Source organism: Nocardia sp. 348MFTsu5.1 (assembly GCF_000383535.1).
Taxonomy (GTDB): Bacteria; Actinomycetota; Actinomycetes; order Mycobacteriales; family Mycobacteriaceae; genus Williamsia; species Williamsia faeni.
This window is the reverse complement of record NZ_KB911528.1, coordinates 56989-73247: the sequence shown is the minus strand read 5'-3', so window position 1 is coordinate 73247 and position 16259 is coordinate 56989. Positions and strand designations below refer to the sequence as shown.

Below are 16259 nucleotides of genomic sequence, written 5' to 3'. Positions count from 1 at the left end.
CCCCCGATACCCCGCCGATCCTGTCGGATCTGCACGCCATCATCGACGGCAACGACGCAGTGCTCTGGCCGAAAGTCGGCGCCGACACCGTCGAGCAGTACCGCGAGATCACCCGTGGCCTGCGCCAGTCGTTGACTGCGCTCATCGACGGGAACTTCGGGCGGGTCTTCAACGCCCAGACTTCCCATCCGATCAACCTCGACGTCCCCGCTATCTGCGTGGACCTGTCCGGAATCGGTGAGTCCGACAAGAAGTTACTGGCCGCAGCACTGATGGTGTGTTGGTCCGACGGTTTCGGTGCGGTCGAGGCGGCGCACATTCTCGCCGACGCAAACCTCGCCCCGCGCCGCAACTTCCTGGTCGTGATGGACGAGTTGTGGCGGGTGCTGCAAGCCGGTTCTGGGATGGTCGACCGGGTCAACGCACTGACCCGGCTCAACCGCACCATCGGTACCGCGCTGATCATGATCACTCACACGATGAAAGACCTCGGGGCATTCGAGTCGGCCGCCGACGTGAACAACGCGCGAGGCTTCATCGAACGTGCTCCCGCGAAAATCATTGGCCCCGTTGGGCCTGACGAGATCGCTCTGCTCAAACAGGTCACCAAGTTCACCGCCACCGAGGAGGCGTGGCTGACCTCCCTCGCCTCCACCCCGCCGCCCTCGCCGGCAACGCTCCGGAAGATCAAAAAGGGTGAGCGACAAAAACCGCAGGGCTTGGGCTGCTTCCTACTCAAATACGGCACCTCCGACGAGCAGATCGGCATGCCGTTTCGGACCACGTTCACCGCCACCGAAACCGGGTCTGGGGTCCACAACACCAACACCAGGTGGGGCAGAGCCGGCGACGCGAGGGGGCAGGGGAAATGACCATGGGACAGCGCTACGGCGCCATCACTGACGACCTCCGTGCCCTGGCGGTCGATCACGTCACGGCGCTTCTGCCGCACACCACTTCCACCTCCGAGGCCGTCCGCCTTGTCGCCGAGCAGTTCTCGGTCTCAGAGAACTCTGTTCGTAACTGGATGCGCCGTGCCGGCGTCGACCCGAACGAGCACACCAATAACCGCCGCCTTGCCGATGCCAACGCCACCATCGCGGTCCTGACCGACTTGAACCGTGCCCTCACCGATCACCTGACACACGGGGCAGGCGACTAACTATGGGGGAGGGGGACAGCGCAAGCACCGGCAAGCTGGTGGCCGGTGCCCTGGCCGTGGTCATCGCGATTCCGATGATCATTCTGCTGGCGTTCACCGGCAGCGGGTCAGACTGCGCAGTTCCCCAGCAAGCTGGCGCGAGCACGCTGGCACCCGGCTCCAAAGTGCGGCCCATGAAGCAGGGCACCTACCAGCTCACCTCACCGTTCGGTCCCCGGGGCGGCGCTATGCACCAGGGACAGGACTACGGATCGACTGCCGGGCAACCGATTTACGCCGCCGCCGACGGAACCGTGGCCAAAGCCGGCGAAGCATCGGGGTTTGGGCAGTGGATCGTTCTCGATCACAATGCTGGCGGCCACCTCTATTCCACCGTGTACGGGCACATGTTCCCCGACGGGGTTCTGGTGAGGGAAGGCGATAAGGTCACCGCCGGTCAACACATCGCCGACGTCGGCTACAACGGTCAGGTCGACCCCGCAGGTCCCGGTGGGGCGCACTTACATTTCGAGGTGTGGGACGGCGGCCGCTTCGGCGGATCGGCCATCGACCCGATGCCTTGGCTCGCCGCTGCCGTCGACCCCGGCCAGACCTCGCCTGCCACCGGTGGCGCACCAGCGCCACCGGGGGCAGTGAGCGTGGCGGATTGGGACAAGATCGCCCAACACGAGTCCGGCGGGGACTGGGCCATCAACAGCGGTAACGGCTTCTATGGCGGTCTGCAGTTCACCGAACAGACCTGGAACGGGTTCGGCGGCGGCAAGTACGCGCCGACCGCCGACAAGGCGGCCAAAAACCAGCAGATGGAAGTCGCGAACTCCGTTCTGGCCGGCCAGGGCTGGGATGCCTGGCCCACCACCTCCGTCCAAGCTGGTGTACGAGACAAAAAGCCTGCCCCCGCAGGCACATTCGCCGCAACTCCCGATCCCGGCGCCCCTACCGCACCGGCGCAGCCACTCGCACCAGCAGCAGTGGCCGCCCCCGACACCGCCGGCGGTGATCTCAACACACCGATGGACGCCGCCAAAGGGTCCGAAGAGCACTGGCAAACCGACACCATCCGTCTAGCCCGCGCCGTCGCACTGAAGTTCCCGCAGGTCAAAACCATCGGCGGCTGGCGTCCGGTCGACTCGTATCCCGATCATCCCTCGGGCCGTGCCGCCGACATCATGATCCCGAACTTCGAGAGCGCCGAAGGCAAAACACTCGGCGACGCCATCAACAAATACATCCTCGACAACAAAGACTTCTTCCAGATCGAGTACACCATCTGGCGCCAGCACTACACCCCCGCACACGGCGAGGGCAACCAGATGGAAGACCGCGGCTCACCCACCCAAAACCACTTCGACCACGTCCACGTCACCACCATCGGACACGGATTCCCGCTCCCTGGAACTGATTTCGGTAAAGCCCCGGCCGGTGGCGGAACCAGCAGTAGCGACGAGTGCGCCAGGGACACACACGGAGGCGAAGACAACCTCGCCGCCGGCACCGTGCCCACCGAATTCGAACCCTGGTATCGACGCGCCGGCACCCTGTGCCGACAGATCTCCTCGGCGCTGCTCGCCGCCCAAGGCAAACAAGAATCCGGGTTCAACCCCAAAGCCGTCAGCGGCTCAGGCGCCGAGGGGATCGCCCAGTTCATGCCTCACACCTGGCCCAGCTACGGCCAGGACGACGACGGCAACGGCACCGCCTCAGCCTTCGATCCCGGCGACGCAATCATGGCCCAGGGCCGCTACATGTGCACCATCGCCGCCCAGGTCGACGGCTGGATCGCCGACGGGTCCGTCAACGAAAACACCCACCCCGGCGGCCGCGAAGCCCTTTACCTCGCGGCATACAACGCCGGCGAAGGTGCAGTCCAACGCAACCACGGATTTCCCACTGACAGCGCCGATTACATCAACCAGACCAAGCCATACGCCGACACCATATTGGCCACCAAACGCACCTACGAGACCCAACTGTCCTCGACCAGTGCTGCCCCGACACCTGCGCCAGCTCCCTGATGACAAGGACTCCGATGACCTCGACGAGACACCAACGCCGCCAGCTCACACTGCTCGCGGCCGCCGTCCTGATGTTCGCGGCACTGCTCTCAGGCTGCGGAGACAACGACAGCATCAGCAGCACCGCGCCCGGCCCGGCCACCGGACACGACCACAACCCGGAGCTGCCCGATGTTGCCGATCCAGCTACCGCGGACCCGTCAATCGTTGCTGCCCAAGCGCTCTCGCTGATGTTCACCTGGCAGCCCGTCACAGACCCCAGCTCAGGTGAAGCAGTACGCCGCGCAGCGCCGTGGCTCGGCGGGGATCTCGCCGCCGCCGCATCCTCCATACTCACCGCGACACCCGAGCGGACCGATCCGCGCTGGGAGTCCTGGCGCCGCAGCGGCGACGTCGTCACCGCCACCGCGGACGTCGACAGCGGCCACATCCCCGACACCACCGATACCGCAGTGCGGCTGGTCACCGTGCGGCAGAAGGTCTTACACGCCGACGGCGACACCACCCCGCTAGCACCGATGCGGATGGAAGCGACTCTCACCCGCACCAACGACGGATGGCGCCTGACCGACTACACCGTCATCGCCGGCTAACCCCGCCCGTCCACGCACCACTAGAGAAGGAGTTCACCATGTCACAGAACGCAGAGTGGAATACCGCCGAACAAGCCGTCACCGACGGTGCCGACACACTGCGAGCGGCCCGCACGCACCGCGATATCCGGATGTGGGCCAAGGATGCTGGGGTAGCCACCAAAGCGTTGTGGCCCAAAGTCAAAACCGAGCTGCGTAAGCAACTCGACATCGACTACGACCAGCTCCGCGCCGACGTGACCGCCACCGAAGCCGCCGAACTCGCCGAACAAGCAGCGAACGCCCCAGTGATCGAGTTGTGCTGTGCAGGTGACGATGAGGTCGGAACCTATGCAGTCTGTGCGGCGAGCAATGACCATGAATCCTGGTACGGGGACTTTCACGCCCAAGACCTCCTCTACCGGGCCGGTGACGATCTATCGGCCGAACGCTCCGCTGCAGACAAAGCGGTCTACCTCGCGGGCAAGGCCCGTGAGAAGGCCTGCCTCGAAACGGTGCGGCTGGTGTTGCACACCAGCCACCACGAGCTGACTGCCGAGCACCTGGCCGCCACGGCCGCCAAACATCGGGTGGCGGTGACACTGGAACTGTCCGATCAGAATCCGGCTGTCGCGTTGTGCCGGGCACCGGGCTACCGCACGTGGCGGGAAATCAAACTCGACGCCCTGATCAGCGCCAGTCAGGCAGCGTCGTGAGTACCACTCCCGGCAAGATCAAGAACCCGAAAAACTCTGAGGCACCACTAATTTTCGGTGGCCTCGGACTGGTGGCCACTGTCGTTGGGCTGGGGTGGACCGCGTTGCAGCTGGCCGGTGGCCAGAGCGTGCCCACCAACCCGGTCACCGCTGCCGGGGAACTGTCCCGCGGAGAGATCGTGTGGCCGGTCGCGGCCACTGTCTGGGCGATCGGGCTGCTCCTGGCGCTCACGGTGCTCGCCGTCGTGGGCACGGCGATATGGACCCGTCACCGAGGACCACGGGTACGAGTCGATACCGCTGCACCACTGTTGGGGCGCGGGCGCGACATCTCCTCCATCACCCGGCAGGCAGTGGCGGCCAAAGCGACCAGCCTGGGTGTGGTGATGCCCGATCCAGCCATCTGCCCGCACGCCAGTCCCGGTGTGCCAATCGGCACCACGCTGTCAGGGCGGCCCGCTCTGTTCGGATCGTTTGAGGACATGCACCTCGACATCTGGGGACCCCGACAGGGAAAGTCCACATCCCGGGTCATACCCGCCATCTGCGAGGCCCCCGGCGCGGTCCTGGCCACGGAGAACAAACGCGGCAACCTCGACCACACCCGGCACGTCCGCGAGCAGATGGGCCGGCGGATATGGGTGTTCGATCCCCAACGAGTCGCCAACTCCGACCCCGAGTTCTATTGGAACCCGTTGTCGTACGTCACCGATGAGGACAAAGCGCAGTCGTTGGCTGAGCAATTCGCCGACGGCGACGACGGCCAGGCGTCGAAGAAAGACCCCTACTTCGATCCCGAGGGCCAGGACCTCGTCGCGAACCTGCTGCTGGCCTCCGCGCTGGCCCGCGAGCCGATCACCTCCGTCTACGACCGTCTGACTCGCCGTGACCGCTGCACCGAAGCAGTCAAAATCCTGCGCGAGCACCGCTACGACCAGATCGCCGCCACCCTCGAAGCCAGACTGCGGTTGGCCGCCAAACAGCAGGACGGCATCTTCGGCACCGCCCTGAAAATGGTGCACTGCCTGCGCTCTCGACAGATCAAACCCTGGATCACCACCAGCCACGGCGACCTACGACCGCATCTTGACCTGCACCAACTCGTGCGGGGTGGCGAGACCCTGTACTGCCTGTCCCGTGAAGGGGTCGGCTCAGCCGGACCGCTGATCGCAGCGCTGACCGTCGCCACGTGCGAAGCGGCCGAAGAGATCGCCACCGCCTCACCCGGTGGCCGGCTCCCGACACCGATGCTGTGCGCCCTCGACGAAGCAGCCAACGTCGTCCGCTGGCGTCGTCTACCAGATCTCTACAGCCACTACGGCTCTCGCGGGATCAACATCATGACCGTGCTGCAGAACTGGTCCCAGGGGTTGCGGGTCTGGGGCAAAGAAGGAATGCAGCAACTGATGGGCGCGGCAAACGTGTTCGTCTATGGCGGGAACGTCAAAGAAGACGACTTCCTCGAGCTCCTGTCGAAACTGGTCGGCGACTACGACCGCGACATCGCCACCGTCTCCCGCTCACGAGGCAGCGATTCGGTGTCCCGGCACGTCGCCCGCGAACGGATCTTCACCGTCTCCGACCTGCAAGCGTGGCCACGCGGCCGAGCACTGGTGTTCTCCGCCGGCAACCCGGCCACCATCGCCAAAACAGTGCCCTGGATGGCAAAACCATATGCCGAACTCATCAAGGAATCCCTCCGGCTTCACTCACCCGAGGCCGGTACAGCCACAGAACCGCCTGTCCAACCCAAACAAGCTGCAACAGCAGCGATCCCACACCACTTCGGAAGGTAGCGCACGCCATGACGACTGACTACGACGACGACGATTCCTGGCTCGAGGTCACCGTGTCCACCACTCCCGAAACCACCTCGCCCAATGCCGCGCAGCCGCCGGAGGCCGAACCGCCGGCACTGCGGTTTGCGTCGGTCTACGACTTCGTGGAGCAGCATCTGATCTACACCTATGCCCGCGATGTCAACAAGCCTGGTCGGCAGTGGTGCCGGCAGTGGTGGGCACACGCCGAGGCGATGAGCCGGCTCGAATCCTTGTGGCGCGCCTACGAACAGCTACGCCTGGATCCCGGAACCGGCATGGATGTCTGGTGGCTCGATCACGCGGACCGCCAGATGGCAGTTCTGCTCGATCCCGAGGGCCCCTTCGACGGTTGCTCGGCAGAGTTCGATCGCCACGACCCGGCGACCGAGGTGCTACCCGTCGCACTGATGGAAGAAGACGTGCTGCGGCAGATCATGTCCGGTCAACTCACAGAAGGGAATTGAAGATGGAAGACCACGAAAACGAGGAGCGCGAACTCACCACCGGAATCGAGAGAGCGCTCGCCAGCGCGATCGCCACCGCGGCTTCGCTGGTGGAGGCTTATCACCGTCGCCGCGCTCGCCAGCTCCGCGACGCCGAGCAAGCCGGCCCGCGAGAGGTAGTGAAAGAGCAGGTCGATATCCAGCAGGAAGCGCGCGCCGACCTCGCAGCCCGCCGCGACGACGGTGAGCTATGGCTAAGTGCCCCTTACGAAATGCTCAACGATCAGGTCTTGAGGGAGCACGGCATCGATCCTCGACGGGTAGGGGAGGCTGGCGCCGACAAGCAGTGGATCACCAGAGCCCCGGGTAGTGAAGTGCTTGCGGCATACGACACCGCAGACCGCTGGGCAAGTCGCTCGGACGTCGCAAGATCAGTGCGCGAGAACATCGCCGACGAACTGGCGTCCTACGGGCTCGACTTGAACGACCTGCTGCACCAGCCACGAGGCGCTGCAGCTGAACAACTCGAAACCGCCCGTGCGCAGCACTGGGCGCAGCGTGGTTTCGATCCCGAAGGCACCCCCGCCGAACGAGCAGACGCCGACCGCGACGCAGAGCACGTCGAACAGCTCCTCGACCGAGCCAACGGTGCCGACCAGTCGGCTCGCGACGGCGACGACAGGTCCGAGGACCTGAACTCACACGGTGACGCGATGTCCCGGGCCGCCGACTCGGTGCTGGCGGACGGTACCGACATCATCCCTGCGAACCGCTCAGAACAGGCTTCCGAACACAGTGGCTCTACGGCTGGCAGGGCCGCTGCCGTGGCCGCCACCGATCACCCCACGCGGCCGCGTGACGCAGTCACAACCGCCGGCAAGAAGCGACCGAGGGTCAAACCCGCACGCCCCCAACCCAACCGTGAACGTGGACACGGCCGCTAAGCCGATACACCAGGGACGATGACTGCACTGCTGGCAACGACACCCGGGCAGTCAGTCATCGTTCATATCGCCTATTCAGAGGTTGCGCTTTACAAACCCTGGCAGAACTTGGGTGTTCCCTACTTTCGTGCGACGCACTGGGCCAAGCAGAGACTATTGGTGAGACTGCCACGACCGTGCCGATGCTGCACCACTTCGCAGTAAGGCTGGCATCTCTGTGACCCCCGTCTGCCGTTGTCACTTCTTGCCTACCGCAGGAAGGCCACCCGAGACTGTGCGGTAGTCCCGATCAGCGCCCACCGGGCGGTCGACATCGGCAGCAGCAATGATTGCGCCCCGCTCCGTATTCAACACTCCAAGACAATTCTTCGGCCCGTTCTTCTTCGGGCTATGGGCCACGAACCTACCGGTGACTGGGTGCGCTCGCACTCGACGTTGGCAGGCTGGGCAAACCTTGAAAGACTCCTTCTGAGCCACGGTTGCTCTTTCCTGTTGAGCGACACGGCTGGTCGGTCTTCATCACTCGGCGGTCGGACAGTGGCCATCTGGCTGCGTTGATCTAGATCGACGATGCCTCCTAAGACCTCTCTACCCAGAATCCTAAACAATCCCGAGATCACCGCCGGACAGCCACGCGTCGACGACGCGCAACGCTGGCGCAGGCGAGCGCAATCGTGAACACCGTCATCGGCTCCATCCTCTCCTCTCTCGTCTCTCTTGACCGGCCATCCGCCCGTGCTAGTTTCAGGCATCGCAAAGGAGTCAAGAGAGGGCGCGTGCATTGCCAACTGGACCACTACATCAGCGCTACGGAGTGGGAACCCTCGGTGCTGGCACGAGCGAGGACTGTCGGTGCACGATCGGTGAGGATCACAATGACTACGGCATTCTCACGGCCGACATGCAGGACAGCGACGACGACATGCAGGACAGCGACGAGACGCTAAGCGTCTACGGCGCAGCCGAGATCTGGATGTCGCACGGGATGGACGAGGACTACACCTTCGGCTACAGCGACGACGAGTTGCGCCGCGCTGCTGGCATATAGGCTGCACAGCCCGCAGCATGATTCGCATCTAGGGCAATCAGGTCGAAGGGCTCCGGGGCCGAGGGGCGCGGCGACCGCGCGGCGAGCTGATCGAGCTTGTACGCCAGCGGACGGCGACCGCGTCGATGGTGCCGACAGTCCACATCCAGCGCGGTCGTATCGCTCCCCACCGAAACCTTCAAGTAGCCGCCATACCAGAGGGGCTGAACCGCCGTCAGGCCGCTGCAGTCGACTTTAGCGTGATCATCGACCGTAGTCGTTGTCTCGTACCTGCGTATCTGGGCGTGACCGCACTGTCGGCGCGTTCGAACGCGGTGCAGCCAGGCCTGTGGCCGTGTGGGTCGAGACTGATCTGCCAATGCGGAGTCCATCATTGCGAGCGCTGCCGGCGATCGTTTGGTAGCGGCCGGATGCTGCGTCTGTAGCGGCGCGCAATTCTCGGGCCCGTTGCGCATGGCCTTGCGCTTCAAGGGCAGTGCAGATGGCGCGGGAGGTCGCTGCGAGTTGGGCGAACATCGCCATCCACGCGTAGCGGGGATCGTCGTGGCTCGCGGCCAAAATCATTGCAGCGGAGCGCCGCATCATGCTCGCGGCGTGCTTGCCGTCAGCATGTCGCGGGCGGCGTTCTCCGGCAGAGGCTGCGAGTGCATCTGCCATTCGGGAGAGTTCGGCCGGCCGGTCACCTTCGGCCGTGGTGGCCCACGCAGACATCACACCCGCGGTCTCGCGGGCGGCTCGTGTCCAGGTGCGATCCGAACCGCCAGCGTCGCTCAGGCCATTGACTCGGCTACGCCAGGCACGGGCGCTCTGGTGTGCATCGAAGTACTCCGAGCCCGATGCTTTTGCAGTCGTGGTTTCGGCACTTTCGCCGGCCTGGGCGCGCCCAGCTGCGCGCTGCCACGCGTAGGTTGCCATCTGCTCCTGAACGCCTGCGCCTGGCCACCGCTCTCGTAGCGCTGTCAGTGAAAGGGCGTTGTCGAGTTTCCCGCCGCCGTGCCACACAGGCTTACCGTCAGCGGCAACATAGACGTTGGGGCGCAGCGCAACCGAATAACCGACCACCTTGTCGGTGCTCCCGGTGGCAAACCTTGGTCGGATCAACAGATCCGGGTGTGTGTAGGCGGCGCTGACGAACGAATCCTCGGTCGGAGCCGATGTTGCAACTTTCGCGACGGTGGCGCGCAGCCGTTCCTTGGCCTGTGCGGCGTTCAGTCGTCGTGACTGGGCCGCCTTCTTATCCGTGCCGGCCTTCGGCGACGCGGCGGGGGAGTGGTGCGGGTCGATCTGCTCGCGGTGATTGTGTGCCCACGCGCTGACTGCGTCGGCACGTGCACCGTCATCGGGTGCGGGCCAGTGTTCCCGAAGGCGCGGCAGTGTCAGGTCCACACCCAGTTTGCCTCCGCCGTGCCAGACCGGGCGTCCGTCGCGAGTGGCGTAGTCCTCGGTCGGCAGCGCTACGGAATAGCCAACAACTGCGGCCTTTGATCCGGCTGCGTAGCGAGGCCGGACCATGAGCCCGTTCGCTCGGGCCATGCGTACGAACTCCGATTCGGAGTCGGCGGCCGCAGCGACGCCACGGACACGCCGGGCCAGTGTTTGTTTCGCTGGTTCAGCCCGCCCGGTGCGGTCGGCGATGTTCTGTTGTGCGGGTGAAGTCCCTTTGCTCGGATAGCTTTTGGCACGGCCAGCAGTTATGCGCAGGCCGTGTTCTTCCTCGAGTGCGACGCACACGTTCTGTGCCCGCCATTTGTCACCGCGGGGCCGTTCTTCCCCTGGTTCGGGGAACCACAACTTGACCACGCTTCCGTCGTCACGCACCCGCGACGCGGCGATGTGGATGTGATCGCCGGCGGCCTTGGTCAGTCCGTGGCGGACGGCTACCCATCGGGCCGGTGCATCGCCTTCGTTGTCGAATCCCATCCGCGCCATGAACTGCTCAGAGATCTTCTGCCATTGGGCATCCGACAAGCCTTTGTCGTTGGCTCCTTCGCCCGTGAGTGCCTCGGTTTCTTCGGGGGACAGCGACAGCGAACAGTGCCACACGTTTTCGTCTTTGGTGGCTTCGGCGATCGCCGCCGAACCGCGCAGGCCGCGTTCATGGGCAGCGGCCAGTGCGCCTTTGTCGCGCCGGCTCACTTCGGTTCCGAACACCAGGCGTGCCGCGTCGAGCTCGCCGGCCAACTCCAGGGCGGTTTCGTGGCTCAGCGCAACGCCTGCGCCACCGATCAGACTCAGCGACGGTGTACTGGCCGCCACGATATGGGGGTTGGTGTGCTCGTTGGCGCGGCCTGGTCCGGCGAGATACATGACAAGGCCGGTCATCTTGGCCCCGGTCTCGATGTTCGGAATCATCCGAGCTGGCCCTCGAAGCCGAACGTCTCCCCGAACGCATCGAACACCCGTCGGTGTGCGCGCATCACGGCGTCCAAGGCCGTCGCGAAATCGGCGGGAATCTGTTCGTCACTGTTCGCTTGGCGGGCAATCTGGTTCATGTTGTTGCCGATCGCGGCGATGAGGTTACGTAGCTCGCACGCCTGATCCCACGCCTGCTTCCGATCGGCGTAATCCACACGCGGAGCGCTGTTCTGACCGAGCGCAGAGGTCACCATCAACCTTTGCGGAGACATGTTCATCAGCTTGCCTCGAGCGCGCAGCAACTCCTTCTCGTCCGCGGTGACTTTCACTTCGATCTTCTCGTCGCGGCCACCAGGAACGTTGGCCCGCCGGCGACGGATGATCGACCGGGACGGACGCGATGCCTGCTGCTCATCAGCCGTGTCCTCGGCCATCTCAATCCATTCCTTCCGCCCGTCACTCTTTCGGCTCAGCGCAGCGAACCCACACCCGTGGGGACTCATCCGCCAACACCGTTGATGGATGCACCGTACCGCGACCCAGGGACGGTGACAAGCATTTAGGCATGCCTAAATGACAGCTTGCTCCGCCGTAGCGGCCGCAAGCATCCGCGCCTGGCGGATGCTACTGGCTCTGAATTCTCATTTTTCATGTCATTTTCTCGTTGACTTGTCAGAGAGATGTCAACCGTTCTCATCGACTTGTCATTTCGAGCGCGGTCACGATTCCGCCAGTGCGCACGCCCGTCCACGTCAGGGGTTACGTTCGCGATGCGGTCCCGGTAGAGCTCGTGGGCGCGAAACGTCGGCTGCGGACCAGCGGGGAGTCCGGGGGTGGCGGTGTTTTGCTGGCCGCCTCGCCTACTAAAAGCGTCGGTCGACAGTGTTGACTTGAGTAGTGACCTCAGAGGACATCGAACTGTACGCCGAACGCCTTCGTCTCAACGCAATGAAAGAAGCCGCGCAGCCGGGCGATCCGTTCAACAGCACCGAGTTACCCCGGCCGGCACGCGTGAAGCTGTACGCCGCCTGGCGTGACCACACCGAAGCGATTGATTGGCACCCAGCTGCCCACGAAGCTTTCGAATCAGTCGAGAGTAGCTTCGACGACCAGATTGGGAATCGGATCGAAAGATCAATCGGCGTAGCCCGAATCTCATCGCACTTGATCATAATTCCGGCTATGACGCCGACCGATGTGGCGCTGTCTCTCCTTGAAGCCGAGCATGAGGTACTGAGCCTCGAGTACGCGAACGCGAACGAACAGGCCGAACTTCACGGCGCAGATCCAGAAGACTACCCCAGTGATGCAACGAGCCCCGAAGCGTTCCGAACCCGGGTCAACAGCATTCTCGACGCTCACGGGATCGCCTTTGCACTCACCGCGACCAGCCGGATCGTTCCTCGCCAATCCGAGGTACTACACAGCGCAGTCATTACTCCAGTTCTGCATCTACTCCATGAACAACCCCAGTTCCAGATAGCTGAGACCACCTATCAGAAGGCACTACTCGAGATTCGCAATGGCGATGGCGGAGACTCCATCACTGACGCATGTACAGCCCTGCAAGAAACGCTGAAAGCCCTCGGCTTCTCCGGTAACGCTCTCGGTGATCAGATCAAGGCGGCCAAGAAGGCACGGGTGTTAGGCGCTCCAGATGCACCCCTCGTTGCTGCTATCGAGAAGGTAGCCATCTGGGTGGCTAACCGCCGCAACCACGGCGAAGCCCACATCGGTGATGCTGACGCCGACCTCAACGACGCCTGGTTCATCGTGCACACGATAGGAGCCATGATCATCTACCTGTCCGCAAAGACAGCACCCGGTGCGTCGGTGCGCTAGTCCAGAACTGATACCGAGCCACGAAACGTCGGCTGAGGACAGGCGGGGAGTTGGTACTCGGCGGGGCATGGGTACGCCGGCCAACGGAAGGTCACGCCCGCGAGATTAGTTGCTCTTGTCGCTCTTCGCGATGTCGAGGGCGCGCCCAAGCAAAGCCGTCAAATCATCAGCACCAGGTGATATTCCAGGACTTGGAACGTCCGCCGGAACCGGCGCTGAAAAAGCTTGCCGCCCCAGAATCATCCGCAGCTCTGATCGTTGTTCGTCAGACATCGGTGCCACGTACGCGCCGACTGAACGTAGTTGCACAGACAGGATTCTGAAGTGCCGAGCGAGCGAGCGATGTTCACCCGCGACGTGAGCGCAGTAGGCAGCAAGACCGTAGAACGGAAGGCCGATTAGTGCTTTAAAGATCAGTGCCCATCCAGCGCTGACCGACGTCAGTAAATCGTTCTCGACAGTGACGAACGTCAACGTTCCTGCCGCGCCCGAAACCACCAGCGCAAACACAGCCCATGTCCATCTTTTTGCCTGGGCGGCTTCGTCTTCCGCCGCAGTTTTGAAGGTACTGCCAATGACGTCTTGCCCTGCATTGCCCGTTGCCGTTTGCGCTTGTTCCGCTGCCGACTCAGCGGTTCGAACACTGAGCGCTATTCGCCGAACCTGGCGCTCCGAAAGGTAGTGGTTGATGAGGGAACCGGGTGTCACCGTATAGCCGTGGGCCTGAATGTCTGTTAGCAGATCCAGCGCCGCCGGGTAGTACATGTCTCTCCATGTCGAAATGTCGGCCGGAGCGCGACCAAGCAGCTCGGCGACATCGTGGACGCTCGCTACTGGTGAGGACATCCTCATTGCTCTATTCTGCAAAGCCTCTGAGAGCTCGTCGAGGGCCGAAGCCGACAACAAAAGGCCGAACTCAATTTGAAACTTGTCATACCTTCCCGGATTGGCGATATCAACGAGTTCAGTTATCTCTGCGAGAAGGCTGCGGAAGAACGACGCTGCATCCAAGGCATCCTGAACGTCCTCGGAATCACTCGCAGCCGACCTCCACTCTTCGGCAAGCCTCTCGGCTTCCTTCCTGCTATGGATCAGCGCGCCACGCAACTCCCTAAAGGCGCGTCCAGTCCTACGGAGGGGCGCGCCCGTACGAAGGAACGCACCCAACGGGGATCCACCAACGACCTCCGACAAACGGTCAAAGTCGCTGCCCCCGTCGAATGCATCCGCCATCTCACTGACCATCGAGCGAGCGTACCGAGTCGCTGGTGTCTGTGATCGGGTGATCGGGTGATCGATACCAGGGGTCAGGCCGCAAAGCCCTCGGATGTGTGAGCGCATATTGCCGTCTGCGTTCACTCGCCATCCCATAGCGGAGAGGTGATTTCCGCGCTGTCGTTTTTGCCGTCAACGAGAGAAGAGAACACATCATGTCGTCATCGACTGCTATCAATTTTGAGTCCATTGAGGCCCCGGTCCGCGCCGAGGCAGACCGCAAGGTCAAGGTCCTGCGTGAGATCGTGGCGACCCACACGACACTCACCAGTGCGCGACACGTTCCTGACCGCCGACACCGACCGAGTACGTGCGCTCTCTGCGTTGTTGGCTGAGGCCAAGGCGTCCGGGTTCGACGCCAAGACACTCAAGTCTTTTGAGGTCGAACACCTGGCAACTGCGAAAAAGGCCGGCCCTCGCCGGACACGGCGGGCCAGTTCGCCAAAGTCCGCGGCCACCACCAAAAGTGAACCGGTGTCACGGCCGGCGCGGAGTCTGTGTCGGCATGAGCCGCGGCGTTACGATGTGTAGTGACGGGCCTCGGCCAGGTCAAGTGTGTGAACGCATATTTGCCGTCTGCGTTCACACACAGCAGCACGCGGAAGGGTTTACCTTTCGTCTCCGTTTTTGCCGTCAACGAGAGAAGAGAACACACATCATGACTGCTGTTGATTTTCAGTCGCTGGAAGCGCAAGTCCGCGCCGAAGCTGACCACAAAGTGCGAGTGCTCCGGGAGATCGTCGAGACACACACCGCACTGACCAATGACCGCGATGAGTTCCTGGTCGCCGACGCCGAACGCGTCCGCCAGCTCAACGCGCTCGTGTCCGAAGCACGGTCCGCCGGGTTTGACCCCAAGACGCTCAAACCGTTCACTGTCGAACACCTGTCCTCGTCGAGGCCGGCCGGCTCCAAGAGCGGAACGCGCCGCCGTCGCACCAAGAAGGCCGAGTCCGAACACGTTTCGGCTCCCGCCGCCGGTTCAGAGACCCGCACGCCGCAGGGCGATGCCAGCGGGCAGTCTGTGCCGCACTTCGAATCCACAGACCGCGACGCGATCTCGGCCTGAATGTTCCTTGGTCAGCGCCGCGCTGACTTGGTAGTAACCCCGGCGTAGCTGGGGTGGCCCCGGTGCAATAGTGCACCGCATGCGCTTGGGCCCTGACGGGTGGCTAGACCCGCCAGGGCAAGCGATCAGAGAGAACCCTCTGACCAGTGACACAGCATACGAACCTCCAGCAGCCCTTGTGCTGCTTGGCACTGATCTCAGGAGTTCTGTCATGGCCCGTCGCGGCTCGACGAATGACCCGAACAACACCACCCCAAGTCTTTTCGACTTTGTCATAGAGGGAGACAACAATGAGCACGATGACGACAGCGGAATCGGTGAAGCAGATCGTGGCGCGAGTGTGGCGGACCGAGATCGGTCTGCCCGACAACCTGACGCCGACCGAGCAGGAGCAGTTCCTCGACCGGGAGGGCGAGCGGATCGAGAACCTGATCGAGGAGCTGGTGCCGGGGCAAGGTCCACTGGTCGAGGATTATCGCGCGACCCATGGGACGGCGCCGGACTATTTGACGACGGTCCAGCTGATCACGATGGCACGGCATCAGGCGACCGAGCAGGTACTGACAGCCGAACTGTACGAACAGATTCCGGAACCCAGCCCGGAGTTCGAACCGACACAAACCCTCGAGGAACTCGAGGAAACCGAACAGCAGATAGCGGCCGCACGGATCGAGCAGGCGCGAGGGGACCGGGACCGCTGGCGCAGGGCGCTCGATCGATCGGAGCCGACACCGGAGGTCGAGGCGTTGGTCAGCCAACTGTGGCCGCATCGGACAGCATGGTTTCGGGTGGCCGCGCAGTACCTGATCCAGGCGCGCAGCGAGGACAACGAACCGATTCCGGCCGGCCCGCAGGATCAGTTGGTGGCGGAGTTTACGAGCCAGGTCGAGCAGGAGCTGCAGGCAAAGGGCCGGGTGCGCGACGCCGAACACCGCCAGTAGAACAAGCCCAGCTCGACCTGTTCGAGCTCGACGCCACCGGGGCAGCACCGCTGGACC

Annotated in this window: 14 protein-coding genes and 1 pseudogene; 12 read left to right on the top strand and 3 right to left on the bottom strand. The window is 63.5% G+C overall.

The genetic code is table 11. The annotated features are described in order from the left end of the window. The 9 genes and pseudogenes from H290_RS31550 to H290_RS0125890 form a co-directional block, all read left to right on the top strand. Positions 1-872 (top strand): annotated as a pseudogene (locus H290_RS31550) (hypothetical protein); the annotation flags it as partial. After that, positions 869-1162, top strand: a complete 294-nt coding sequence (locus H290_RS29825; RefSeq protein WP_020109779.1) for a hypothetical protein — start codon at positions 869-871, stop codon at positions 1160-1162. The pseudogene H290_RS31550 and the gene H290_RS29825, both read left to right, overlap by 4 nt. Before the next feature lie 2 nt (positions 1163-1164). Then, the gene (locus tag H290_RS31995; RefSeq protein WP_020109778.1) at positions 1165-3177 is read left to right on the top strand and encodes a transglycosylase family protein; all 2013 of its coding nucleotides are present in this window, start codon (positions 1165-1167) and stop codon (positions 3175-3177) included. 14 nt (positions 3178-3191) lie between these two features. Then, a complete protein-coding gene (locus H290_RS30485) occupies positions 3192-3770 on the top strand; it encodes a hypothetical protein (RefSeq protein WP_020109777.1) in 579 nt (192 codons plus the stop codon). Between the two features lie 38 nt (positions 3771-3808). Beyond that, positions 3809-4465: a hypothetical protein gene (locus H290_RS0125910; RefSeq protein WP_020109776.1), complete on the top strand. Its 657-nt coding sequence runs from the start codon at positions 3809-3811 to the stop codon at positions 4463-4465. Continuing rightward, the gene (locus H290_RS0125905; protein WP_020109775.1) at positions 4462-6261 is read left to right on the top strand and encodes a type IV secretory system conjugative DNA transfer family protein; all 1800 of its coding nucleotides are present in this window, start codon (positions 4462-4464) and stop codon (positions 6259-6261) included. The genes H290_RS0125910 and H290_RS0125905 overlap by 4 nt, the downstream gene beginning before the upstream one ends. Before the next feature lie 8 nt (positions 6262-6269). Continuing rightward, positions 6270-6749 carry a DUF4913 domain-containing protein gene (locus H290_RS0125900; RefSeq protein ID WP_020109774.1) on the top strand — a complete coding sequence of 160 codons (480 nt, stop codon included), beginning with the start codon at positions 6270-6272 and terminating at the stop codon, positions 6747-6749. A 2-nt stretch (positions 6750-6751) separates the two neighbouring features. After that, positions 6752-7672: a hypothetical protein gene (locus H290_RS0125895; protein ID WP_020109773.1), complete on the top strand. Its 921-nt coding sequence runs from the start codon at positions 6752-6754 to the stop codon at positions 7670-7672. A gap of 781 nt (positions 7673-8453) precedes the next feature. Then, on the top strand, positions 8454-8720 hold the full coding sequence (locus tag H290_RS0125890; protein ID WP_155977088.1) for a hypothetical protein: 267 nt from the start codon (positions 8454-8456) through the stop codon (positions 8718-8720). Positions 8721-8963: 243 nt separating this feature from the next. Here the strand turns inward: H290_RS0125890 and H290_RS30480 are convergent, their stop codons facing one another. Further along, the gene (locus H290_RS30480) at positions 8964-11072 is read right to left on the bottom strand and encodes a hypothetical protein (RefSeq protein ID WP_020109771.1); all 2109 of its coding nucleotides are present in this window, start codon (positions 11070-11072) and stop codon (positions 8964-8966) included. Then, on the bottom strand, positions 11069-11509 hold the full coding sequence (mobC, locus tag H290_RS0125880) for a plasmid mobilization relaxosome protein MobC (RefSeq protein ID WP_020109770.1): 441 nt from the start codon (positions 11507-11509) through the stop codon (positions 11069-11071). Before mobC ends, H290_RS30480 begins: the two co-directional genes overlap by 4 nt. 463 nt (positions 11510-11972) lie before the next feature. Between mobC and H290_RS0125875 the strand changes: the two genes are divergently transcribed. Next, on the top strand, positions 11973-12917 hold the full coding sequence (locus H290_RS0125875; RefSeq protein ID WP_020109769.1) for a hypothetical protein: 945 nt from the start codon (positions 11973-11975) through the stop codon (positions 12915-12917). Between the two features lie 105 nt (positions 12918-13022). Here the strand turns inward: H290_RS0125875 and H290_RS0125870 are convergent, their stop codons facing one another. After that, on the bottom strand, positions 13023-14162 hold the full coding sequence (locus H290_RS0125870; RefSeq protein WP_020109768.1) for a hypothetical protein: 1140 nt from the start codon (positions 14160-14162) through the stop codon (positions 13023-13025). 688 nt (positions 14163-14850) lie between these two features. Between H290_RS0125870 and H290_RS0125860 the strand changes: the two genes are divergently transcribed. Continuing rightward, positions 14851-15261: a hypothetical protein gene (locus H290_RS0125860; RefSeq protein WP_020109766.1), complete on the top strand. Its 411-nt coding sequence runs from the start codon at positions 14851-14853 to the stop codon at positions 15259-15261. Positions 15262-15560: 299 nt separating this feature from the next. Next, positions 15561-16202, top strand: coding sequence for a hypothetical protein (locus tag H290_RS31865; RefSeq protein ID WP_231373837.1), 642 nt, complete (start codon positions 15561-15563; stop codon positions 16200-16202). Positions 16203-16259 lie beyond the last annotated feature (57 nt).